The sequence below is a fragment of the uncultured Desulfosarcina sp. genome, assembly GCF_963664155.2.
Taxonomy (GTDB): domain Bacteria; phylum Desulfobacterota; class Desulfobacteria; order Desulfobacterales; family Desulfosarcinaceae; genus Desulfosarcina.
Window position 1 is genome coordinate 2747723 of record NZ_CAXXXH010000001.1, and the last position, 24185, is coordinate 2771907.

The 24185-nt window shown below is 54.3% G+C and carries 21 protein-coding genes; 9 read left to right on the top strand and 12 right to left on the bottom strand.

Going from position 1 to position 24185, the window contains the following annotated elements:
- Window positions 1-126: 126 nt before the first annotated feature.
- From ACHZBS_RS12605 to pruA, 3 genes are all read right to left on the bottom strand, one after another.
- Window positions 127-489, bottom strand: coding sequence for a LysR family transcriptional regulator (locus ACHZBS_RS12605; RefSeq protein ID WP_319406867.1), 363 nt, complete (start codon window positions 487-489; stop codon window positions 127-129).
- A gap of 172 nt (window positions 490-661) precedes the next feature.
- Complete coding sequence (locus tag ACHZBS_RS12610) at window positions 662-2200, bottom strand: aldehyde dehydrogenase family protein (protein WP_319406868.1); 1539 nt, start codon at window positions 2198-2200, stop codon at window positions 662-664.
- Window positions 2201-2263: 63 nt separating this feature from the next.
- Window positions 2264-3895, bottom strand: coding sequence for an L-glutamate gamma-semialdehyde dehydrogenase (pruA, locus tag ACHZBS_RS12615; protein ID WP_319406869.1), 1632 nt, complete (start codon window positions 3893-3895; stop codon window positions 2264-2266).
- 57 nt (window positions 3896-3952) lie between these two features.
- Here pruA and ACHZBS_RS12620 point away from each other — a divergent pair, with 57 nt between their 5' ends.
- A complete protein-coding gene (locus ACHZBS_RS12620; protein ID WP_319406870.1) occupies window positions 3953-4138 on the top strand; it encodes a hypothetical protein in 186 nt (61 codons plus the stop codon).
- Between the two features lie 211 nt (window positions 4139-4349).
- On the opposite strand, the gene ACHZBS_RS12625 is transcribed toward ACHZBS_RS12620, so the two are convergent.
- On the bottom strand, window positions 4350-4631 hold the full coding sequence (locus tag ACHZBS_RS12625; RefSeq protein WP_319406871.1) for a DUF5818 domain-containing protein: 282 nt from the start codon (window positions 4629-4631) through the stop codon (window positions 4350-4352).
- A 408-nt stretch (window positions 4632-5039) separates the two neighbouring features.
- On the opposite strand from ACHZBS_RS12625, the gene ACHZBS_RS12630 reads away from it, so the two are divergent.
- The gene (locus ACHZBS_RS12630; protein ID WP_319406872.1) at window positions 5040-6149 is read left to right on the top strand and encodes a hypothetical protein; all 1110 of its coding nucleotides are present in this window, start codon (window positions 5040-5042) and stop codon (window positions 6147-6149) included.
- A 48-nt stretch (window positions 6150-6197) separates the two neighbouring features.
- On the opposite strand, the gene ACHZBS_RS12635 is transcribed toward ACHZBS_RS12630, so the two are convergent.
- Window positions 6198-6395 carry a hypothetical protein gene (locus ACHZBS_RS12635; protein WP_319406873.1) on the bottom strand — a complete coding sequence of 66 codons (198 nt, stop codon included), beginning with the start codon at window positions 6393-6395 and terminating at the stop codon, window positions 6198-6200.
- A gap of 591 nt (window positions 6396-6986) precedes the next feature.
- Between ACHZBS_RS12635 and ACHZBS_RS12640 the strand changes: the two genes are divergently transcribed.
- The 4 genes from ACHZBS_RS12640 to ACHZBS_RS12655 all read left to right on the top strand — a co-directional run bounded on the left by ACHZBS_RS12640 (window position 6987) and on the right by ACHZBS_RS12655 (window position 11240).
- The gene (locus ACHZBS_RS12640) at window positions 6987-7862 is read left to right on the top strand and encodes an EamA family transporter (RefSeq protein WP_319406874.1); all 876 of its coding nucleotides are present in this window, start codon (window positions 6987-6989) and stop codon (window positions 7860-7862) included.
- A 236-nt stretch (window positions 7863-8098) separates the two neighbouring features.
- Complete coding sequence (locus ACHZBS_RS12645; protein WP_319406875.1) at window positions 8099-10132, top strand: NADPH-dependent 2,4-dienoyl-CoA reductase; 2034 nt, start codon at window positions 8099-8101, stop codon at window positions 10130-10132.
- 1 nt (window position 10133) lies between these two features.
- Entirely contained in the window at window positions 10134-10790 is a 657-nt protein-coding gene (locus tag ACHZBS_RS12650; protein ID WP_319406876.1) for a VOC family protein, read from the top strand.
- 123 nt (window positions 10791-10913) lie between these two features.
- Window positions 10914-11240: a YajD family HNH nuclease gene (locus ACHZBS_RS12655; protein ID WP_394708043.1), complete on the top strand. Its 327-nt coding sequence runs from the start codon at window positions 10914-10916 to the stop codon at window positions 11238-11240.
- Between the two features lie 25 nt (window positions 11241-11265).
- Here ACHZBS_RS12655 and ACHZBS_RS12660 read toward each other — a convergent pair whose 3' ends face one another.
- The 7 genes from ACHZBS_RS12660 to ACHZBS_RS12690 all read right to left on the bottom strand — a co-directional run bounded on the left by ACHZBS_RS12660 (window position 11266) and on the right by ACHZBS_RS12690 (window position 19594).
- On the bottom strand, window positions 11266-11379 hold the full coding sequence (locus ACHZBS_RS12660) for a hypothetical protein (RefSeq protein WP_394708044.1): 114 nt from the start codon (window positions 11377-11379) through the stop codon (window positions 11266-11268).
- A 214-nt stretch (window positions 11380-11593) separates the two neighbouring features.
- Window positions 11594-13006 carry a type I glutamate--ammonia ligase gene (gene glnA / locus ACHZBS_RS12665; RefSeq protein ID WP_319406878.1) on the bottom strand — a complete coding sequence of 471 codons (1413 nt, stop codon included), beginning with the start codon at window positions 13004-13006 and terminating at the stop codon, window positions 11594-11596.
- Window positions 13007-13065: 59 nt separating this feature from the next.
- Entirely contained in the window at window positions 13066-13404 is a 339-nt protein-coding gene (locus ACHZBS_RS12670) for a P-II family nitrogen regulator (RefSeq protein WP_319406879.1), read from the bottom strand.
- Window positions 13405-13458: 54 nt separating this feature from the next.
- Window positions 13459-14754, bottom strand: coding sequence for an ammonium transporter (locus ACHZBS_RS12675; protein ID WP_319406880.1), 1296 nt, complete (start codon window positions 14752-14754; stop codon window positions 13459-13461).
- Between the two features lie 74 nt (window positions 14755-14828).
- Window positions 14829-17471: a [protein-PII] uridylyltransferase gene (glnD, locus tag ACHZBS_RS12680; RefSeq protein WP_319406881.1), complete on the bottom strand. Its 2643-nt coding sequence runs from the start codon at window positions 17469-17471 to the stop codon at window positions 14829-14831.
- A 322-nt stretch (window positions 17472-17793) separates the two neighbouring features.
- The gene (locus ACHZBS_RS12685; RefSeq protein WP_319406882.1) at window positions 17794-19203 is read right to left on the bottom strand and encodes an ammonium transporter; all 1410 of its coding nucleotides are present in this window, start codon (window positions 19201-19203) and stop codon (window positions 17794-17796) included.
- Between the two features lie 52 nt (window positions 19204-19255).
- Window positions 19256-19594 carry a P-II family nitrogen regulator gene (locus ACHZBS_RS12690; protein ID WP_319406883.1) on the bottom strand — a complete coding sequence of 113 codons (339 nt, stop codon included), beginning with the start codon at window positions 19592-19594 and terminating at the stop codon, window positions 19256-19258.
- A 674-nt stretch (window positions 19595-20268) separates the two neighbouring features.
- Here ACHZBS_RS12690 and ACHZBS_RS12695 point away from each other — a divergent pair.
- From ACHZBS_RS12695 to ACHZBS_RS12705, 3 genes are all read left to right on the top strand, one after another.
- A complete protein-coding gene (locus ACHZBS_RS12695) occupies window positions 20269-21450 on the top strand; it encodes a pyridoxal phosphate-dependent aminotransferase (RefSeq protein ID WP_319406884.1) in 1182 nt (393 codons plus the stop codon).
- 15 nt (window positions 21451-21465) lie between these two features.
- Window positions 21466-21870, top strand: coding sequence for a methylmalonyl-CoA epimerase (gene mce / locus ACHZBS_RS12700; RefSeq protein ID WP_319406885.1), 405 nt, complete (start codon window positions 21466-21468; stop codon window positions 21868-21870).
- 281 nt (window positions 21871-22151) lie between these two features.
- Window positions 22152-24170: an acyl CoA:acetate/3-ketoacid CoA transferase gene (locus ACHZBS_RS12705; RefSeq protein WP_319406886.1), complete on the top strand. Its 2019-nt coding sequence runs from the start codon at window positions 22152-22154 to the stop codon at window positions 24168-24170.
- The last annotated feature ends 15 nt before the right edge of the window (window positions 24171-24185 follow it).

Here is a 24185-nt window from a genome sequence, read left to right on the forward strand (position 1 = left end):
CATTTGTTTTTCCTGCTCGGTGCATGTCGTTTTAAGATCGAAAGGCGTGGTATGAGAAACGGTTCATGGCCGGGCGGTCCGATTGCCGCCCATACTCCGAAGTATACCCTTTTCAATAGAACATGGCTATTGCGGATCGAGGAAGCCGGATTCGAACAGATCATCGGCCTGATTGTCGATGATGCGTGAAAGGGCCAGGTATCGCTCCATGAGGGTGTGGGCATAGGGGGTGAGCGTGGAGCCGCCGCCGGCACTGCCTCCCTGGCTCTTCACCAGCAGGGGTTTGCCCAGAGCCTCTTCGGTCACCTTGATCTTGCCCCAGACCGCCCGATAACTCATTTTAAGGTCTTTGGCCGCCGCGTTGAGAGATCCGCATTTTTGAATGGCGTTTAAAATTCGCATGCGACCCAGTCCAAAAATGATTCGTCCCTGGCGATCCTCGAGCCAGACCTTTGATTTGACACTGACTTTTCTGGTTTTTCCGGCCATCCCACCTCCTGTCATCCGGGCAAGGGTATCGGTAAACGCAAAAAGAATAGCAGGCGGGAGAACGGTCAGCAAGGAAAAAGATGGGCTAGTTGCCGGCTCACCGGGGCCACTCGGAGAGCCGGCAACACTGAATGTTAGGTTCGGAAACCATGCTGGAGTGCGATGGAACCGGTTATATGTCGAAGACGATTCCCTGGGCCAGGGGCAGGCTGCAACCGAAGTTGATGGTATTGGTCTGCCGGCGCATGTACCCCTTCCAGGCATCGGAGCCGGACTCCCGGCCGCCGCCGGTTTCTTTCTCTCCACCGAAGGCGCCGCCGATTTCCGCACCTGAGGTGCCGATGTTGACGTTGGCAATGCCGCAGTCCGACCCTGCCGCGGAGAGGAACTGCTCGGCCTCACGCAGATCGTTGGTGAAGATGGCCGACGAAAGACCTTGGGGAACGTCGTTCTGGATGGCGATGGCGTTGGAGACATCGCCGTTGTAACGGATCAGGTAGAGAATGGGCGCAAAAGTCTCATCCTGGACAATGGCGTAGCCGTTTTCCATCTCGCACAGCGTGGGCTGTACGTAACAACCCGACGAATACGCGGAGCCTTCCAGCACCTGGCCGCCATATATGATCTTTCCTCCCTGGGCTGCCACCTGTGCCAGTGCATGGCGATAGTCCGCGACGGCTGCGGTATCGATGAGCGGCCCCATGTGGTTGGCTGAATCCAGCGGCGTGCCGATACGTAGGCTTCCGTAGGCTTTGGTCAAGGCCGTGACTACTTTGTCGAAAATGGATTCATGGATGATGACCCGGCGGGTGGAAGTGCAGCGCTGGCCGGCTGTGCCCACGGCGCCGAAAACGATGGCCGTGACCGCCATGGCCAGATCGACCGCCGGGGTAACGATGATGGCGTTATTGCCCCCCAGTTCCAGAATGGTCCGTCCGAATCGACCGGCCACGACCTGGGCGGCATGTCGGCCGACCCGGGTGGACCCGGTGATTGACACGAGGGGCATCCGCTTATCCTCCAGCAGGCGTTGGCCCACGGTGCTTCCGCTGCCCACCACCAGGGAGAAAAGCCCTTCGGGGATCACATCGGCATTGTCCCGCAGCACATCGGCCAGGATATGCTGCACGGCAATGGCCGAAAGGGGAGCTTTGGATGACGGCTTCCAGAGGATCGCATCGCCGCACACCGCCGCCAGCATGGCGTTCCAGGACCACACGGCCACCGGGAAGTTGAAGGCGCTGACGATGCCCACGACTCCCAGGGGATGATATTGGTCGTACATGCGATGTTCCGGCCGCTCCGAGTGCATGGTGTACCCATAGAGCTGCCTGGACTGGCCCACGGCAAAGTCACAGATGTCGATCATCTCCTGGACCTCACCCAGTCCCTCCTGAAGGGATTTTCCCATTTCGTAGGACACCAGGGTACCCAGCGGCTCTTTGTAAGCCCGGAGTTGCTGGCCGATTCGCCGGACAATTTCTCCGCGCCGGGGTGCCGGTACCTGCCGCCACGTTAAAAAGGCGCGGTGGGCAGTCTGAACAACCAATTCATATTCGGCTTCCGTGGCTGTGAATATGCTGGCGATAACGTTGCCGTCCACCGGTGAAATCCCTTCGATTTTCGGTCCGTCACCGCCACCCATCCATTTCAGGCCGGTAGACACGCCGAGGTTTTCTTTCTCAATACCCAATACTTTCAAGAACTCCATGATTTCATATCCTTCCAGGGGTCGGTGAGTGTTCCTAATACCGGGTTCTCCGGCCGGGTCGCTTTACTCCGCAGCCATATACGGGTAGCGGTAGTCGGTGGCCGGCAGGAAGTTTTCCTTGATGGTTCGCGGGCTGACCCAGCGATAGAGATTGAGAAAACTGCCCGCCTTGTCGTTGGTGCCTGACCTCCGTCCACCGCCGAAGGGTTGGCGCCCAACTACGGCACCGGTGGGCTTGTCATTGATGTAGAAGTTGCCGGCTGCATGAACCAGCCGGCGCCTGGCTGTAGCCACCGCCGCACGATCCCGAGCCCAAATGGCGCCGGTGAGGGCATATGGCGACGTCCGGTCGCACAGGTCCAGGGTTGCTTCGAAGTCCTCGTCGGCATAGATATAGACCGTCAGCACGGGTCCGAATATTTCTTCTTCCATGGTTTTAAAATGGGGATCGGTGGTGAGGATCACCGTGGGCTCGATGAAATAACCGGAGCTTCGGTCATAGGCGCCACCGGCGATAATCTCGGCTTTGGCGTGCTTGCGGGCATATTCGATATAACCGGTGATCGTGTCAAATGCAGCCCGGTCGATAACGGCATTGACAAAATTGGAGAAGTCTTCCGGGGTCCCCACTTTGATCGTGAGGAGGGCGGCCGTCAGTTTTTCCTTCAATTCCGCCCAGAGGGATTTGGGAAGGTAGGTGCGTGAGACGGCCGAGCATTTCTGCCCCTGGTATTCGAAGGCACCCCGGATCAGAGCGGTGACCACGGCGTCAGGATCAGCGCTGGGGTGCACAAAGACAAAGTCTTTTCCACCGGTTTCGCCGACGATGCGCGGGTAGCCTCGGTAGCGGCCGAGGTTGTCGGCAACGGTTTTCCACATGCCCTGGAATACAGATGTGGATCCGGTGAAGTGAATGCCGGCCAGATCCGGGCTGGCCAGAACCGGAGTGCCCACCCGGGCGCCGGCGCCTGGGATGAAATTGATTACTCCCGGCGGAAGTCCGGCCTCAATGAATGTCTCCATGAGCATCCAGGCTGAATAGACGGCGGACGATGCCGGTTTCCACAACACCGTGTTGCCCAGCATAGCCGGCGCCGATGGAAGATTGCCGGCGATGGCGGTGAAGTTGAATGGGGTAACGGCAAAAACGAAGCCCTCCAGGGGCCGGTATTCCAAATGATTCCATTCAGCAGGCCCGGATTGGGGTTGCTGCCGATATATCTGCGTGGCATAGAAGGCGTTAAAGCGAAGGAAGTCTATGATTTCACAGGCGGAATCGATTTCCGCCTGGAAAATGTTCTTGCCCTGTCCGAGCATGGTGGCAGCGTTTAACGTCATACGCCGTGGTCCGGCGATGAGATCGGCAGCCCGGGTAAAAATGGCCAGGCGGTCGTACCATCCCATGGCCGCCCATTCCCCGGCGGCTGATGCCGCTGCGTCGATGGCCATGGACACTTCTTTCTCGCCGGCCTGGTGAAAAAGAGCCAGCTGATGGCCATGGTCGTGGGGGATCGTGCATCGGCCCAGGTTCCCCGTTTTTATGGGACGTCCGCCGATGATCAGCGGAATTTCCATTTCCATGTTTCTGAGCCGCTGCAACTCATCCTTGATGCGACGCCGCTCATTGCTGCCCGGCCGGTATTCAAGAACCGGCTCATTGGCCGGCGGGTCTATGGAAAAAATCGCATTGGCCATGGTTCACCTCCCCTTTCCTCAAAAGCTGAATTTCCAGGTGCAGGACATCTTCACCTTATGAACAGAATCAACTGGATGCGCAGCTATCTGTCTGTAACTCAACAAGCCGCGTCAGGCATGCTTCCTGCGTTTCCGGCCTATTTGATCGCAGCGGGCAAGGTGCTATCACAGGATTACTGCTGTGTCAATGAAGGCATAACGCAACCGATTGCATCAAAACACAAAACCAGTCTTCAGGGGTAAGGTAACTCAAAAGACGGCACATGCAAGGAGGGGACATGGGATGTCCAAACAAAAACAGGGAAAGCCGCTTTTAAGCAACTTTCCCTGGATTTATTCTTTGATTCGAAAAATCCCGCATCCGGTCGGGGTCTTTCCCGGATGCAGGTGACTGCGTGCTATCAGCAACCCCGCGGTCCTTGGCCGTCAGGGCTGCACTTCGGCTCTGAAATTCTTATTCCGTGACTTCCTCCATGGAAAGTACATTGATGACTTTCATGTTTTCCTTCTCAGCAACCGTGCCGGTCACCTTCACTTTTTTGCCAACCATGTCGGCTGCCATATCACTGCCTTCGAGAACGTAGCTGCCGTCAGCAGCGTCAAGCACGATGACGTCGCCCTTTTCCGAAATGGTGCCGACGATGCTGTCACCCGCCATTGCCAGGCCGGCAGTGGCCACGACCATAAACATGGCGGCAACGAGACCGGCTACGATTTTACCCTTGAATGTTTTCATTGCTGCTTCCTCCCTCCACTGGTTGTTGGTTGACCCCTCTTTTGCCCAAGAAGGGACAGGCGCCCTCCCTTCGTCAACACACCCCATGCTGAACTTTCAGCATCCCGGAACCGACCGACGGTGTGCCGCGCTTATTTTTTCAGCTGAGCAATGGGTGTGCCAACGATATAACTATTCGATTTTATACGGTGTGTTGACCTTTTTTAAAATCCATGCAGCCTTAATCCGTTTCGTATTTTGCACCAGAAGGCCCAAAATTGCGCATCGACAGGGTGCCGATGGCCAATTTTCAGCGGTGGGCATGAAACATGTAATAGTAAGCATGGAATGCCGAAATTAGCGTTTTGGTCGTTAATTCCAGCGAATTTAAAAATTAATAGTTACGAAAATATTGCCGATAACGGAATCATGAGACAATTGAGAACAGGCTTTTCCGCAAACAAACGCTTGAGCCGGCGCCGCTTGATGCAACTGGGAGCGATGGGTCTGACCGGCTGGATGCTCTCGCCGATCAGGTTTGCTGCCGCAGCCCTGAAGGACGACTTGGAACTGGTTTCGAGAATTCCTCAGATGATGGAACGGGAAGGCCCGATGCTTGTATTTCGGGACTTTTTGGCAGACCCGGATGTTGAGGTAGCGCAGCACATCCGCTCTCAGCTGGGCCAGCGGAAGGATTTGTTGAGCCAGCTCAGAAAAAAAATAGGATTTGAAAAGCAGGTGAGATTATCGGTGGAAGATATTCAGGTCCGTCTGATGTTCGTTCCACAACTGCAGGAAGGCCACGCAGCCGCCTATCATCACTATTGCCGGGATATCACCAATTTTCTGTTCGAGATGAACCGGATGGAAAATTTCTATGCGGTCATCTCCAGTCCGAGGGAAAGCTATCCACCGGTATCAGAGACCGGTATATCCGCCTTTCTGGTTCACCGGCTGGCAAAGGATTATCGGGCGGTCTGCAAATTTACCGCAGAATCCGGATGCAGTGTAAAGTACAAGGCCACCGGTGCCATATTTTCCAACCACTTGGGAGCGGTGGATCTGGAGATACAATCGATGGCGTCGGGGCAGTTTGATTTGACGCGCAAACCCTTTACCATCTGGCAGAACAATACCGAAAACCTTTACACCCTCATGTCAGTTCCTGTGGAAGAGACCCTGCACTATCAACTGGGAAAGGCAACGGATCGTGAAATTGCGACATCCATGAGGAATCATCCGCCGGAGAGCCTGTCTGCCGCGCAGCGTCTCGCGGAAGAATGGATGGCCGTGGAAGAGTCGATTGTTGGTGGATTGGTGCATTGTGTGTTGGAGCGCTATTGCATCCAGCACCATATGGCGGTACCGGCTTCCGCTCCCGAGAAAAAGCCACCCTTGGTGCCAGCCCTTCGTCAATACCGATACCGCGACCGGGGCATTCAACTGGTCGGGAACCTCGGCTTCCAGGAGGCTACGGCCCTTTATATGAACAGCCCGTCTGATTTCAGGGACCAGCTGATCCGGCAGCAGGATGCATGACCAGCGCGGCTCGACAAAATAAAAGTCGATCCGTTGATCGAAGAAGGCCTAAAACCATCGTGAGGGGATATCGCCCCCCGTATCCGGATTAATCATAAATCGATAGCATCCTTCACACAGAATCTGTTTCTCATCTAACGCCAATTCCCTGCCACTGTGGATGACCTCTCCGCATTGGCTGCAGCGGCCCACAAAAATCGACTCATCGCCTAAAGACAATGGCCTCTTTTCGACAATGCCTTCCATGACAACTCTCCCTGAACATCCGGTTTAATGAATGCGCCTATCATGCCGGTCAGCAGGCTTTTGAAACCGGCCAGGCAAATGGCGTGCTGACGGTACAGGACCATGCCGTATGTAAAAATCGAACAAAAATAAACTCGGTCGGGCAGCCATTTAAACGAACTAGATAGCAAGAGTAATGCCTAATTTAAAGGACGACTCATTACGTATTTATTGTCTTTTATATCATTAGGTTGAAATTTAATGTCGGACAAAATCAAATCCAGAAATCGTAACAATTGTGCAATATCATTGATAGGTTTGTGACAATTATGTCCGAATTGAAAGGAGCGTTTTCACCAAAAGAAGTTAACCGTCCGTATTCGGCCGATTCTATTACTGCAGACAGATGAAAACGATTTTTTTTCGAAAATGCACCGTCAACCTTGATCCGATGCCATCGGTTTCCAAGCCTGATTTTAACGGTTGTCTTAGCAAATGGCGATGGATTCGTTTTGACTTTTTAACCTACATAAAATAATCTCAATCATTTTTTGCCGTACGTTCCTTTTTGGCAAAACAGCACATTTTCGCTTCAAATGGGCAAGCCGCGCCATGAGCACCCTCGCCATCATCCTGGTCATTCTATCCGCGGCCATGCATGCCGGCCGCAACTACCTCACCAAAAAGGCCACCGATAAACAGGCGTTCGTATGGTGGTATGAAGTGGTTGGATTGGTGCTGTTTACGCCGCTTTTTCTAGTTTACTTTCCCGCAACACCCCTGGCCTCGATCCCCGTCTGGATCTTTATTCTGGCATCCGGACTGCTACACTTCCTCTACTGGGTCCTGCTCACCAAAGCCCTTGAAACCGGTGACCTTTCATTGGTCTACCCCATCATGAGATCCTCGCCGGCCCTGGTCCTTCTGTTTTCCATTTTTGTTCTCAACGAAGCGGTCAGCCCACAGGGTGTTGCCGGGATCCTGTTGGTGGCGCTTGGCAGCTATACCATCAATATGCAGCGGATGAGCGCTACCGAACTGGTCCGGCCGTTGCGGGCCTTGTCCCATGATCGCGCCATTCAGTTTGCCTTTCTTACCCTTGTGTCGGTGGCGTCCTATTCCATCGTGGACAAGGTGGCTGTGAGCCACATTCATCCGGTGGTTTTTGCCTATGTATATCCCTGGTTCAGCATGCTGATGTTTTCAGGGTACATCAGCAGTCATAAAACAAAGGGTGAGATCAAAAGGGAATGGCAGACGAATCGTACCCCCATCCTTGTTTGCGGGTTTCTGTCAATTTTCGGTTATTTTCTGATTCTTGTGGCGTTTACCATCGACCGGGTGAGTTATATCGTCGGCCTCAGACAGTTGAGCATTGTTTTTGCGGTTTTGCTGGGCGGGTATGCATTAAAAGAAAAGCATCAGAGGATGCGATTCACCTCTGCATCGATTATCTTTATTGGCACCTTTCTCATCGCCTTCGGATAACATTTCCACCTTCTTGCATCCATCTTTGCATCTGACAGGGACCGCAGGGATTCCAGTGAGTTGAGAAAGGCATTGACGACCGCCTAACTTTTGGAAAGCAGTGTTTTGGACAATAGAATACTTGTTACGCAAGATCGGTGATGATATGCTTTTATAATTGTTCTCGAGACTTTCAACCGGTATTCACCGTGTGATTATAGAGGCTGTCCCGCCCGCCCTGGAAGCAGGAGATCGTAATGAAGCGTCACCCCTACCCGAATGTTTTTAGGCCGCTGGACCTTGGTTTTACCTCCCTTAAGAACCGGGTAATCATGGGCTCCATGCACACCGGTCTGGAAGATGATCCGGATGGGTTTGAACGACTGGCCGCCTATTTTGCCGAACGGGCTGCAGGTGGAGTGGCACTCATTGTAACCGGCGGGTTTTCTCCCAATCCTGAGGGGCGCGTGGCCGACTACGCCGTGCAGTTGAGCTCGGCAGACGAGGTTGATCGTCACCGGATGGTGACGACCGCGGTTCATGACCGCGGCGGCAAGATCGCCCTTCAGATCCTGCACACCGGCAGGTACGGGTTTCATAAAAATCTGGTAAGCGCATCGCCCCTGCAGGCACCCATCAACATTTTCAAACCCAAGGAACTCACCGAAGACGAAATTTTGCACCAGATCGACGATTTTGCCCGCTGCGCCGATCTGGCCCTGCAGGCCGGCTATGACGGGGTGGAGATCATGGGCTCGGAGGGCTACCTGCTCAACCAGTTCATCGCTCCGGCCACCAACCGACGTACAGACCGCTGGGGAGGGACCTATGAAAACCGAATTCGGTTTCCCATAGAGATTCTTCGCCAGGTCCGACAGCGGGTGGGCACCGATTTTATCATTATCTACCGGTTGTCTATGCTGGATCTGGTCGTCGACGGCAGTTCCTGGGACCAAGTGGTGAAACTGGCCCTAAAAGTGGAAGCTGCCGGCGCCACCATCATCAACACGGGAATCGGCTGGCACGAGGCCCGGATACCCACAATCGCCGGCATGGTTCCCCGGGCGGCTTTCACCTGGGTCACCGGTCGTCTCAAGGGTGCGGTGTCCATTCCCCTGGTGACCAGCAACCGGATCAACACGCCTGAAGTGATCGAAAAGATCCTGGCCGACGGTCATGCGGATCTGATTTCCATGGCCCGCCCTTTTCTGGCGGATCCGGCGTTTATGAAGAAGGCCGGCGAGGGCCGAAGCGATGAGATCAACACCTGCATCGGATGCAACCAAGCCTGCCTAGACCATATTTTTCAGGGTAAGGTGGCCAGTTGCCTGGTCAACCCGCGGGCCTGCCGCGAGACTGAATTCGTCATCACCCCGACACCTTCCCCCAAAACCATCGCTGTGGTAGGTGCCGGCCCGGCAGGACTTTCTTTTGCGGTGTCGGCGGCATCGCGGGGACATTCAGTGACCCTTTTCGACCGGCAGGACCGCATCGGCGGGCAGCTGAACCTTTCGGTGCGGATTCCCGGCAAGGAGGAGTTCGCCGAAACCCTTAGATATTTCCGCCGCCAGCTGGCCCTGCGGAGGATCGGTGTCCGGCTGAACACCCCTGTGGATGCGGATCTCCTGGGCGGTGAATCCTTCGACGCGGTGGTGGTGGCCACCGGTGTCCGGCCGCGCCGGCTGAATATCCCTGGTGCGGATCATCCCAAAGTGATTTTCTACGTCGATGCCATCCTGGGCTCAAAACCTGTCGGTCATGCCGTGGCCATAATCGGTGCCGGCGGTATCGGCTTCGACACAGCCGTGCTTGTCACCCACGAAGGCGCATCTACCAGCCTTGACCGCGACCGGTTTCTGAAAGAGTGGGGTGTGGATAAAGACTACCGCCAGCCGGGCGGGCTATTGGCGTCTCCTGCGGAAACCCAGCCCTCACCTCGACGGGTCACCATGCTGCAGCGGAAAGCGTCCAAGATGGGGGCCGGGCTGGGCAAAACCACCGGTTGGATCCATCGGGCCACCCTGAGAAAGCGTGGGGTGGAGATGATCAACGGTGCGACCTATGAAAAAATCGATGACGACGGCCTTCATATCGTCAAGAACCAATCCCGCCGGACGATTCCCGCCGACACCATCATTGTCTGCGCCGGTCAGGAACCGCTGCGGACATTGGCCGATGACCTGAAAAACAGAGGGATGCATGTACACGTCATCGGAGGCGCGGACAAGGCTGCCGAACTGGATGCCAAACGGGCCATCGAACAGGGAGCCCGGCTGGCCATGGAGATTTAACGTGCGTCTGCCCGCTGCCGTGCTGGACCACCTCGTGGTGGCCGCCTACACCCTGGATCAGGGTATGGCGTATGTTCGGGACCGTCTTGGCGTACCCATGACCGGCGGTGGTGTGCACACCGCCATGGGCACTCACAACCGAGTGCTGAAGCTTGGCCATGGCCAATACCTGGAAGTGATCGCCATCGATCCAAAAGGCCGGCGACCCGATTCACCGAGATGGTTCAACCTGGACGATTCGGGTCTCCAGAGCGGATTGAAGATCCGGCCTCGGCTGATCACCTGGGTAGCACGAACGGATGCAATCGATACGTTGGCACCAGGCATTTGCAACCGCCATGTTCAGGTTCGACCCATGCAGCGGGATTCACTGCGATGGCGGTTTGGCTTTACTGACGACGGATCGATGCCGGGCGATGGATTGATCCCGCATTTAATCCAGTGGGAGAGCGACATTCATCCCACAGAGAAAATGGAGGACGCGGCCTGCAGGCTGTTAAACCTCGAAGGCGCCCACATCGACCCCCCATCCGTTCAGCGGGTGGTTTCGTCAATGGGCCTCGACCATGCCATCACGGTCCATCCGGTTTCAAAACAGCGCCCACCGGGGTTATTGGCCAAGATAAAGACGCCCATCGGAGTGGTGGTATTGGACTAAGGGCTCGAGATTCATACAAGGAAACCGTTTATTTGAAAATTCAGGGAGCAGATCATGTCGGCTGTTAAAAAGGGAAAGGATTCGGACCGGCTGTCACAGGTGGTGGCTGACGCCCGTCGCAATATGAAGGATCGGGAAAAGACGTACCGCGAGAAGGCCCTGAAAATGTATCCGCACGTCTGTGGCCGCTGCGCGCGGGAGTTCAGCGGCAAGCAGCTTAGAGAACTCACCGTCCATCATCGGGACCACAACCACGACAACAACCCGCCCGACGGCAGCAACTGGGAACTGCTTTGCATTTACTGCCACGACAACGAGCACGGCCGCCTGGAAGTGGCCGAGGCCTACGATGGCCGGTTATCGTCATCACAGACGTCAGATTCCGATTTCGCCCACAGGCCCTTTGCCGCCCTGGAAGCGCTGTTAAAGGGGAAAGACAAGGGGAAATAGGTGATATCCATCTTTATAGAACCTATCAAAACAGACAATGAAGTAACCCATCCGGGTAGTTGAAAATTTCGCCGTTGAAGGTGATCCAGAAGGTTGTTTCTTCGTTATGGATGGGCTGGTGGCCCATGGCGGGAGTCATCGCATAGCGGGTTTTGAAGTTAACGATTCCGGCAATACCGCAAATCAAGCCCCCATCTGGTTCGCATAAAAAACTCCGACGGGGATAAAATAGCAGAAGCGATAGCACCAAACAATGAAAACGGCAACCCGCTGTTAAGTATCGCAGGCTGCCGTTTTCAGGAAGGACCGATTATCGTTAGAAGGAATCGGTCACGCCATCAGTTAACGCCTAATTAAATGTCGTAGTACAAGAAGAACTCGTGCGGGTGGGGACGCAGCTTCACGGGGTTGACCTCGTTTTTGGTTTTGTACTCAATCCACATGTCGATAACATCCTTGGTGAAGACGTCGCCTTTGAGCAGGAAAGCGTTGTCTTCGGCCAGGGCAGCAAGGGCTTCGTCAAGAGAGCCCGGTGCAGACGGGATCTCGGCCAGTTCTTCTGGCGGCAGGTCATAGATGTTTTTGTCCAGTGGATCGCCCGGGTCGAGCTTGCTCTGGATGCCGTCGAGTACGGCCATCATGATGGCGGAGAAAGCCAGGTAACCGTTGCAGGACGGATCGGGTGTGCGGAACTCGATGCGTTTGGCCTTGGGGGATGCCGAATACATGGGGATGCGGATGGCCGCACTGCGGTTGCGGCTGGAGTAGGCCAGGTTTACCGGCGCCTCAAATCCCGGAACCAGTCGCTTGTATGAGTTGGTGGTGGGGTTGGTGAAGGCACACAGGGCCTTGCAGTGCTTGAGGATGCCTCCCATGGCCCAGAGGGCTTCCTGGGAGACGCCGGCGTATTTGTCACCGGCGAACAAGGGTTTGCCTTCTTTCCAGATGCTCACGTGGGTGTGCATGCCGGTGCCGTTGTCTCCATACAGCGGTTTGGGCATGAAGGTAACGGTGTGGCCGGCCTTGTTGGCCACGTTTTTCAGTACATACTTGAACCACATAAGCTGATCGGCCATCTGTAGCAGGGGCTTGAAGCGCATGTCGATCTCGCTCTGACCGGCGGTGGCCACTTCATGGTGCTGGCACTCCACGTCAATGCCCAAGCTCTCGAGGGTCAGAAGCATGTCGGAGCGCAGGTCCTGGAACTTGTCCGACGGGGGCGTGGGAAAGTAGCCTTCCTTGTGGCGCAGCTTGTATCCCAGGTTGGGATCTTCACATCGGCCTGTATTCCAGGCCCCTTCCACGGAATCGATGGCGTAGAAGGCGCTGTTTGTCTGACTCTCGTAGCGGATGTCGTCAAAAATGAAAAATTCTGCCTCTGGGCCGATGAAGGCGGTATCGCCGATGCCGGTGTTTTTGAGATAGGCTTCGACCTTCTTGGCGATGTTTCGCGGATCACGGGTATAGGCTTCACGGGTGATGGGATCGGCGATATCGCAGATGAGCACCAATGTCGGCACCTTGAAAAACGGATCGATTTTCGCTGTGGATGCATCCGGGATCACCAGCATGTCGCTGGCGTTAATGGGCTGCCATCCCCGGATGCTGGAGCCATCAAAGCCGAAACCATCTTCGAAGCTTTCTTCGGTCAGTTCCACGATGGGGACAGTGAAGTGCTGCCACATTCCCGGGAAATCCATGAAACGCAAATCTACGACTTTTACGCCTTTTTCCTTTGCCATTGCCAATACTTGTTTTGGGGTCATAATTTCCTCCTGAAAATGTTGAATAGGTAAAGAAATGATATTAAAAGTAATTCTTCCAATTAAATGGCGTCTGTTCCGGTTTCGCCGGTTCGAACCCGGATGACCTCTTCCACGGAGAATACGAAAATTTTTCCATCGCCGATTTTGCCGGTATTAGCTGCCTTTTGAATGGCCTCCACCACCTGGGCGGAGCGCTCCGAGTCCACGATAATCTCGATTTTAACCTTGGGGATGAAATCCACCACATACTCGGCGCCCCGATAGATCTCCTTGTGCCCTTTCTGGCGCCCATAGCCTTTGACTTCCGAGATGGTCATTCCCTGGATGCCGATCTCGTTGAGGGCCTCTTTTACATCGTCCAATTTGAAGGGTTTGATGATGGCCTCAATCTTCTTCATTTTTCAACCTCCTGTTATTAATGGCCAAGAGAGCGTTGGACGTCTCTCCGAATGTTAAATCTCAGCAATTTCAAAACCGCGTTCACCGTGAAGTGCGTTGTCCAGGCCCTGAATCTCCTCATCGCGCTCCACGCGCAGACTCCCGGTCAGCAACTTGGTGGCAGCGATGACAATCAATGTCCCCACGGCCGTAAATACCGCGGTGGCTACAATTGAGACGATTTGGATCCACAGTTGTCCGGGGTTGCCGTAAAACAGGCCCGTGGCGCTTTCGGTGATGGCGGGGTTGGCGAAAAGGCCGGTGGCCAGGGCGCCCCAGATACCGCACATGCCGTGGACACCAAAGGCGTCCAGCGAATCATCGTAACCGATTTTTTGTTTCAACACGGCAACGGAAAAGTAGCCCAATGCCCCGGCGATCAGACCAATAAACAGTGCGGCGGGCAGGTTGACAAACCCGGCGGCTGGCGTGATGGCCACCAGTCCGGCAACGACGCCGGAAGCGATGCCCAATACCGTCGGTTTGCCGGTAACGATCCATTCGCAGAACATCCACACCAGGGCCGCGGTGGCGGCAGAGGTGTTGGTCACCAGAAAGGCCGATGCAGCCACCCCGTCGGCAGCCAGTTGGCTGCCCGCATTGAATCCGAACCAGCCGAACCATAACAGGGCTGCGCCCAGGGCAGTCAGTGCAATGCTGGAAGGGAACATGGCTTCTTTGCCATAGCCGATGCGTTTACCCAGTACCAGCGAGAGTACGAGGCCGGCCACACCGGCGTTGATATGAACCACATTGCCGCCGGCAAAGTCAAGGGCGCCCATCGTTCCCATCCAGCCCCCCCCCCACACCCAGTGGGCGATGGGGCAATAAATGAAGGTGATCCACAGGATCGTGAAGACGATCCACGAGGAAAATTTCATCCGGTCGACGATGGAACCCAGTATCAGGGCGACAGTGATGCCGGCAAAGGTCATCTGGAACAGAGCGAAAACAAAGGTGGGGATGGTTCCTGAAAGGCTGTTCACGCCGATGCCACTCATGAAAAAATGGTCAAAGCCGCCGATCATACCGCCCTGGCTGGAGCCGAAGGCCAGGGTGTATCCCCACATCATCCAAATGACACTAGCCAGACAGTAGGACACGAAGGTCATGGCCAGGGTGTTGAGCAAATTTTTGTAGCGCGACATACCACCGTAAAACAAGGCCAGTCCGGCGGGGGTCATCATCATCACCAACGCCGTTGAGACGATCATCCAGGCGGTGTTGCCCGTATCCAACGCGTCTTCTGCAACAGCAGGGGTAGCGATCAATCCGAGTATCAATGCCAGCCAAATCGATTTTAGTTTCATTTTTTGGTTGCCCTCGTTTGGGGAATGCTATTTACAATGCATTCCAGCAGTTTAACTGATCGTGAAGGCCCTGGTCAGCCATGGATCGGATCTTCACCCGGGAGAATTTCCTGGATGGCTGCCTTGACGGCCGCTACCTGTTGCGGTGCGTCCACCTTCTGGCCGTCAAAATCCCTCACGTAAAAAACATCCACTACCTGGTCCACCTTGGTGGCAATCTTGGCAACCCAGATATCCAGGCCGCACTTGAAAAGGGCATCGGTCACCCGGTACAAGAGGCCTGGAAAGTCAAAGGTTACCACCTCCACAATGGTAAAAAAGCTGGAGGTTGTGTTATCCACCGTAATTACTGTCGGTCGTTCGGCCGTGAACGGCCGGATCGAGGCGGCGTCGTTTTTTTTACGGATCAGTTCTTTGCCCAGATCCAGTCGGTCCGCCAATGCATCCTCCAGGTTCCGGCAGGCCCGGTTCCATCGTTCATCTTCGAAGATCGGGTCCGGCGGCGGGGTCACTTCAAAAACGTCCAGTGCAATGTTGTTGCGCCAGGTGAATATCTGTACGTCGAGGATGTCGATATTGTTGAGAGTGAAAACGCCGGCAATTCTGGAAATGAGACCGGGCCGGTCCTTGGCGCAGATAGTTACGGTGCGGGTATCCGAATCCGGAGATTTTTGGATATGCCACACGAAGGGCCGGTCGCCGATCCGGGCGTAAAGCTGTAGGTGCTTGGGGATGTTTCCGACAGGGGTATAGAGCATGTACCGGGGAGACATAAAGTTGAGCAGTCTTTCCACCTGGTCCGGAACCATTTCCATGGCCATGGCATCAATCACCGCCTGGCGCTTTTTTCCCACGGTTCTTACTGCGCGGCCGCTCGCCAGTTCGCCGTGTTCGAGAACGTTGAGGACTTTAAAAAAAAGGTTTTTGAGCAGTGAAGACGTCCAATCGTTCCAGGCCTTGGGGCCGGTAGCCATGGAGTCGGCAACGGTGAGTAGATAGAGCATCTTCAGCAGATCGACCTTCTTGATGATTCGGGCCATGGCGATGGCCGTCTCTTCGTCGTTGATGTCCCGCCGTGTGGCCGTCTGAACCAGCAGCAGATGATGCTCAACGAGAAAGGCAACGGTTTTGGCATCCGACGGGTTGGCCCCTTTTTCCAAGAGGATTTTTTCTACCAGGACAGCACCGCGCTCGGAGTGACCGCTTTTGGGATCACCCTTGCCGATGTCGTGGAGCAGGGCGGCCCACAACAGGACCTTCTTTTTTTTCAGTTCCTTGTACAAGCTGTGGGCGAGGGGGTCTCCCTCGACTCCCGCATCGGTATCGAAGCTTCGTAAAATCTTTATGGTGAAAAGCAGATGCCTGGCCACCGGGTATAAGTGATACTGGTCGAACTGGATTCGGTTGACCACCGAGTTGAACTCGGGGATAAATCGGGCCAGGAAACCCGTGTACAGCATCTGATTGAGCACTTCGAAAGCCCGGGAGGAGCGGATAAGGATCCGTTCGAACTGCTGCACCACGTTGGGATCGCATCGGAACCTATCGTCCACCAGATGCGCGAAATCTTTTACCAGCCGCTTGGCTTCGGTGTTCAAAGGGGATCGCTGAGCGGCGCTTTCCACAAAGATATCTATCAGCAGATGCGGGTTGTTGAGGATTTTTTCCGGAGAGTTGAAATTAAGCATTCCCCGGTTGAATTTAAGCCCCTTGACCTGCGTGGTTTTCAGCCCCTTGTTTTTCCGCTTGAGACGCTTTTTTTGTTCCATTTCGTACAGGAACATCTCATGCTGTTGCTTCACATATTCCATGTGCCCGTGAAGCTCGCCTAAAAGGTGTTCCACGGGCAGGTGGCCGTTGACAGCCTGTATCCCCATGACTTCCGCCAGCTTACGCTGCTGCTCAAGATGAATCTGATCGCTTTTCCGGTTCATCATCAGGTGAAACCGGTTTCTCACGTTCCAGATGAAGGCAAGAGCGTCGGACAGGCGCGTGTAATCATCATGGGAAAAATAGCCATAGTATTCCAGATCCCGGCGCTGTTTGATGCCGGACTTGATCTTGGCGATCCAGAGCATGGTGTGATAATCCCGCAGACCCCCCTGCCCCTCCTTGAAGTTGGGCTCCAGCAGATAGGAAGAGTCGCCGAAGCGTCGATGCCGTTCCCGGTTGGTCTCAACCAGCCAGGAGATAATCGTGTCGGGTTTGAGATTGATGAACTTGGAACGAATCTGGTCCATTAACTTTATGAACAGTGGAGACATGCCGCAAATGAAACGGGCATCCAGGATGGAGGTCAGCACCTCGAAATCCTTGCGTGCCATGGAGACACACTCTTTGATGGAGCGCGTGGCATGTCCCACATCCAGTCCCATGTCCCACAACGGATAGACGATTTCGCGAACCAGATCTTCGGCCACTCGGGGAACCTTCTTTTCAAACAGGAACAGAAGGTCCACATCCGAGAAAACGCATTGTTCCGCCCGCCCATATCCCCCTAAAGCCACCACCGCATAGGGGTTCTTGGCGATGTCCATCTTCGGACCCACTGCACTTTTTTCGTAGCTTTGACGGAAATAGTCGTCGATGAGCCGGGCGTGGTCATCGAGAAAACCAGGTGCGTTTCCCGCCAGGAGATCCTCGATGAGCTGTGCCCGACCCTTTTTCAGGGCCAGGGAGACATCGGCGTATAGGTTGTGGGGGTCCGTATGGGGCACGTCCATATCCTTCGTATTATAACAGGGATTGATCAGAGCAACCCGCGTGCCATCCGGCGATATTTATTAATTATACAATGATAATAGTATCTTAATAGTTTTTGCGTGATTGTTTGAATTTGCAGTATGATTCCAAAAATGTAATTTTAATTTTATTTGAATTACAAAATTGGAATTACGGGTTCGGAAAGCGAAGTTGCCGCAAGTTCGATAATTCTAATTGAAAATGCACCTCGAAGCAGCGGGACCAGCCACTTCGAGGTGCATTCAGGGGGGGAACAGTGATTTACAGTTTTAAAAAAATGTTTGGTTAACGTTTCGATTAAGACTGGGTTAACGGACTTGTAGCCGAGGCGTAGCTGGGCAATCCTGATGATGGAGGCCCGGAAATGGATGAGATCCCGCCGTGGGTGGAAACTCCAAAGTCCGGATAGGCAATACCGCCGTGCTCGGCGTAGTCTAGCCCTTCCAATTCTTCTTCCGGTGTAACCCGCAGCCCGATGGTCTTGTCGATGAGCTTGAACATTATAAAGGCCACGGGAAAAGTCCAGAGAAAGCAGGAGACGATGCCCAGAACCTGAACACCGATAATGGCCGCCGACGTACCACCCATATTAAAAATGCCTGCCGCCAAGGTTCCCCATGCACCGTTGACGCCATGTACGGAAACGGCACCCACTGGATCGTCGATTTTGATCTTGTCAAAGAACATGACCGAGAAGACAACGATGACACCGGCAATGGCCCCGATGATGATCGAACTGGAGGGTGACACATTGGCGCAGCCGGCGGTGATGGCCACCAAGCCGGCCAGGGCCCCGTTGAGGCTCATGCCCACTTCGGGTTTGCCGAATTTCATCCAGGAGACGATCATGGCCAGACAGGAACCGGCGGCGGCGGCCAGGTTGGTGTTGACGAAAATCATGGCAATGCTGGTATCTGCTGTTGTGGTGGAACCGGGGTTGAATCCGAACCATCCCAGCCAGAGGATGAACACGCCAAGTGCGGCCAGCGGAATGTTGTGGCCCATGATCGGTTTAATCTTTCCGTCTTTGGTGTATTTGCCCAGACGGGGACCGAGTACGATGGCGCCGGCCAGGGCTGCCCAACCGCCCACCGAGTGCACCACCGTGGAACCGGCAAAATCGATGAAACCGAAGCCTTCCAACCAGCCGCTGCCGTTGAGCAGGCTGCCCCAGGCCCAGGAACCGAAAACCGGATAGATCAGGGCGGAAACAAAAATGCTGTAAATGATATAGCCGGTAAATTTGGTTCGTTCGGCCATGGCACCGGATACAATGGTGGCGGCAGTGGCGGCAAACACCACCTGGAACATCCAGAATGCCAGCACCCAGGGATCACCGTCCGGTGTGAAGTCGCTGAGAAAAAACCCCGTGGTGCCGAACCAGCCGGTGGTGGTGGCTCCGAACATAATCCCGAAGCCAATGGCCCAGAAGGCGATGGAGCCGATCGAAAAATCCATGAGGTTTTTCATCATGATATTGATGGAGTTCTTGGCCCGGGTGAAACCGGCCTCAACCATGGCAAAACCGGCTTGCATGAAAAACACCAGGGCGGCGGCCACCAGTGTCCACAGGTAGTTGGCATGGGTCTGGACCAGATCGATGGCTTCCTTGTTGGTTATAGCGGTGGGTTCGGGATCTGACGCCATGGCAACGGTGACAGTCATCAGGGCAACCAGCATCAGCAGGATAAATGCTTTCAGTTTCATTTTTCTCTCCTTGTAAAATATGAGTGGTGACAATTTTAAATTGCTTAAGCTACTAAATCGCATCCTTTCCCGACTCACCGGTGCGTATGCGATATGCTCCCTCGATGGGCATAACGAAGATTTTGCCGTCTCCCACACTGCCGGTATTGGCCACCTCAGTGATGGTGGAAACCACTTTGTCCACCATGTCGGAATCCACAATCAGGTCGATTTTGACCTTGGGAACAAAATCGGTCTGGTATTCGGCACCGCGATAGATCTCCTTGTGGCCCCGCTGACGCCCGAATCCTTTGACCTCGCTGACGGTCATGCCGGACACGCCGATGCGGTTTAAGGCGTCTTTCACATCATCCAGTTTGAACGGTTTGATTATCGACTCAATTTTTTTCATTGATGACATCTCCTGTTGACTAAAAAAGTTGATCTACCCTGGTTAATGACTGTTGTTTGAATGGCTATTGAGCAACCGCTGTGCCATGATTGCCGTAGTGTGTGATAAGAGTCTTAATTTATGGAAAAAATTTTATTATTCGCAGGAAGCCGGCCCGAATTTTACAAAACATTTATGTAACATTAAAGAAATTGAAAAAACAAATATGGAAATAAATACTATATAAACAACAATTGTGTAATTTTAAAATGTCGGCTCTTTGGCATTGTTTTCCGACAACCCTAACAGGCGCCCAAAGATTGGGAATCAGCACCCTGCCTGACTTACGGATTTCGGGAACATAACGGGTTTTTGCTTGGATTTTGTGGACGTCTGGTCATGCTGCTTAATCGTCTAAAACTGAACCTTTGGCTCAGGATTCGAAGACTGCGGCGACAGTGGAAGAAAACAATGGTTTCTGTTGCAGGCTACAAAAATGTATTATCGGTGTCGTACTCGGATGGCGGCGGGATCCAGCACGATGGGGTCCGAATAGTGACCTTTATCCGACGCCTGAAATTATGGCTTGAATTTTCTTCAGGATCTCCATAAGTTACTTTTTCATTTTACGACAGCATACGGCGTGCAGGTCTTTGGCACCCGTGAACCTACCGCAGAAACAGGAGAAGCGTACGATGACCGTTGCACGCAAGATCAACGACATCATGGCTAAATCGTCATGGATTCGCAAAATGTTCGAAGAAGGGGCCAGGCTTAAGGCAGAACACGGTGCAGACAAGGTGTTTGATTTCAGCCTGGGCAATCCCATCCTCCCACCGCCGGAAAAATTCAATGAGATTCTGCGCGATACCGTGGATTCCTGCGGACTCGGCGACCACTGTTACATGCCCCAAGCCGGTTATCCTCAGGTGTGCGTCTCCATTGCCGACTACCTGACCGAGGAGCAGGGCGTCGCCATTAGCTGCGATGAGATCATCATGACCTGCGGCGCTGCAGGTGCACTCAATGTCATCTTCAAGGCCCTGCTGGATCCGGGTGATGAAGTGCTGACGCCAACGCCGTGCTTCGTGGAGTATCGTTTTTATGCGGACAATCATGGCGGTGTCCTTAAAATGGTGGGCACCCGGCCGGATTTCACGCTTGATCTCGATGCGATAGGTGAAGCCATCACCGGGAAAACCAAAGTCGTGCTGATCAATTCCCCCAACAATCCTACCGGTCAGATTTACAACGGGGAAAGCCTGGAGGCGTTGGGGAAACTGCTGGTTGAAAAAAGCCGCGATTATGATCACATCATCTACCTGGTATCAGATGAACCCTACCGGAAAATCGTCTTCGACGATGCCACGGTGCCGTCCATTTTCCAATGTTATCGTGAAAGCATTATTGCTACCTCCTATTCCAAGGACATTTCCATTCCTGGCGAACGCATCGGTTTTGCCGCGGTGAATCCCGCCGCCACCCATAAAAAGGAACTGATGGCCGGCATGGCGCTGACCAACCGGATTTTGGGATTTGTCAATGCACCCGCTCTGATGCAGCGGGTGGTTGCCTGCATGCAGGGGATGAGCGTGGATATCGGCGAGTACAAGCGCAAAAGGGATTTGCTTTGCGACGGGCTTGCCGATGCCGGCTATGAATTCACCAGGCCGCCGGGTGCGTTTTACCTGTTTCCGCGCACGCCTATTGCCGATGACGTGGCATTTGTCAAAGACTTGCAGCAGGAATTGATCCTGGTGGTTCCGGGCAGCGGTTTTGCGGGTCCAGGGCATTTTCGAATTGCCTTTTGCGTTGAGGACCGGACCATTGTCAACGCTTTGCCGGGATTCAAGAAGGTAATGCAAAAATATATTTAAAAGGAGGCGAGTACTATGAAAATTTTGAAGATCGATCATTTGGGCATCGCGGTGAACAGTATCGACAGCGGCAAAAATTTCTGGTCCGGGGTGCTGGGGCTGTCTTTCGAAGGGGCGGAAACCGTTGCCGAACAAAAGGTCACCACGGCATTTTTTCCCGTGGGAGAAAGTGAAGTGGAGTTGTTGGAATCCACTGCTCCTGACGGCCCGGTGGCCAAATATATCGAAAAACGGGGCCAGGGTATCCAGCATGTCGCTTTCCGGGTCGAAAATATTGACGAAGCCTTGGCAGAGTTGAAAGAAAAGGGTGTACAGCTTATCGATCAGCAGCCCAGAATCGGTGCCGGCGGAGCCAGGATCGCCTTTCTGCATCCCAAGGCCACCAACGGCGTGCTGGTTGAGCTGTGCCAACGGGATTGATGGTTCTTCTTTCTCTTTAAGGGAGGCTTCCCACCGCTGATTGTAGGGTTCCAACAGAACTGTTTTTCGGCGGGAGGCCGTCCCTGAGTTTTCATGCCTCTTTTGGGCCAAAATGCCCACCTTCCATTTTTTGCCTGCCCGCCTGGCATTTTCAACTTTTACGGCATTTTTTTTGCTTAAGCTTTCGGTAACGACTGAGTCGGGGACATGGGCCATGCCAATTTCCCTTCAAGCCTTTTTAACTGAAATCATAAAAAAATTGAAATGCCTGGAGCACTGCCATGGAAGAAAAATCCACCTTGTCCGCATCCGCTCATCCCATGTTGTCCCCCCTACCGCCGGACCGGGCCAAAAAAGGAAAGGTTGTTTCCGCTGAGGAGGCCGTTCGCATTATCCGGGACGGTGATACCATCGCCACCGGCGGTTTCGTGGGTATTGGGTTTCCCGAACAGATGGCCATTGCACTGGAATCGTATTTTCTTAAGCACGAGCGTCCCAGGGACCTCACCCTGGTCTATGCCGCCGGCCAGGGTGACGGCAAGGAGCGGGGATTGAATCATCTGGGGCACCTGGGCCTGGTGAAGCGGGTCATCGGCGGGCACTGGGGACTGGTTCCCAAGCTCCAGAAACTGGCTCTGGACAATAAGATCGAAGGGTACAATCTGCCCCAGGGAGTCATTTCCCATATGTACCGGGACATTGCCGCCCACAAACCGCGAACCATCACCACCGTCGGCTTGGGCACTTTCGTCGATCCGCTCAACGGCGGGGGGAAGATCAATGCCATCACCACCGAAGACCTGGTGGAACGGGTGCAGTTCGATGGCAATGACTACCTGGCCTACAAGACCTTTCCTATCCATGTGGCCATCCTGCGGGGCACCACAGCGGATACGGATGGAAACATTACCATGGAAAAGGAAGCCCTGACCCTCGAAGCGCTTGCCATTGCGACGGCAGTCAGAAACTCCGGCGGTTTCGTTATCGTCCAGGTGGAGCGTGTGGCTGACCGGGGCACCTTGAACGCCCGGCAGGTGAAGATCCCCGGGATCATGGTGGACTGCGTGGTCGTCTCGGAGTCCGAGAACCACTGGCAGACCTTCGGTACCCGCTATGACCCCTCTTTCAGCAGCGAGATCAAGGTGCCGGTCCAATCGCTGCCGCCCATGGAGATGGGAGATCGCAAGATTATCGCCCGGCGGGCGGCTTTCGAATTGATTCCCAACAGCGTGGTCAACTTGGGAATCGGCATGCCCGAAGGGGTTTCGAATGTGGCCAACGAGGAAAAGATCATCGAATACCTGACGCTGACCGCAGAGCCTGGCGTTATCGGCGGATTGCCGGCCGGCGGCCTCAATTTCGGCGCCGCGGTTAACACCGAGGCCCTCATCGATCAGCCTTCGCAGTTCGATTTCTACGACGGCGGCGGGCTGGACCTGGCCTTTTTGGGACTGGCCCAGGCCGACGAAGCCGGCAATCTCAATGTGAGCAAGTTCGGCCCCAAACTGGCCGGTGCCGGCGGCTTTATCAACATCAGCCAGGCTGCCAAGAAGGTCGTCTTCGTTGGCACGTTTACCGCCGGGGGCCTAAGGATTTCCGTACGTGATCGAACATTGTCGATCGACCAGGAAGGCAAGGTAAAAAAGTTCGTCAAACAGGTGGAACACGTCACCTTTTCCGGTGCCTATTCCGTATCTAAAAACCAACCGGTTCGCTATGTCACCGAACGATGCGTCTTCTCGCTGACCGCGGACGGAATGGAGCTGACCGAAGTCGCTCCGGGGATGGATATAGAAAAAGACATCCTGCAGCACATGGATTTCAAACCGGTGATCAAGGGAACGCCGCTGCTGATGGATGAACGAATTTTCAGTCCCGAACCCATGGGGCTCAAGGAGGATCTGTTCGCCGTCTCCCTGGAAAAGCGCTTGGTTTATGACCCGCACGAAAACCTGTTCTTCGTCAACTTCGAAGGATATTCGATTCGTACTCCTGAAGATGTTGAAGCGGTATGGTCCGCCGTCGCCAAGGTCTTGGATCATGTGGACCATCGTGTCTATGCCGTGGTCAACTATGATAATTTCAGCATTTTACCGGAACTGGTGGGCCCTTATACCGACATGGTGAAAAGATTGGTGCATCGCTATTACACCGGCGTTACCCGCTATACCACCAGCACCTTTCTGCGCATGAAAATAGGCGAAGCGCTCAAAGAGCGGAAAATGGCGCCCCACATCTATGAAAGCCGGGAGGAGGCTGAGACCGCTCTGAGGGGTGGCGGGAAAGCGACTGATGCGTGATTGGCCGGTATGTAT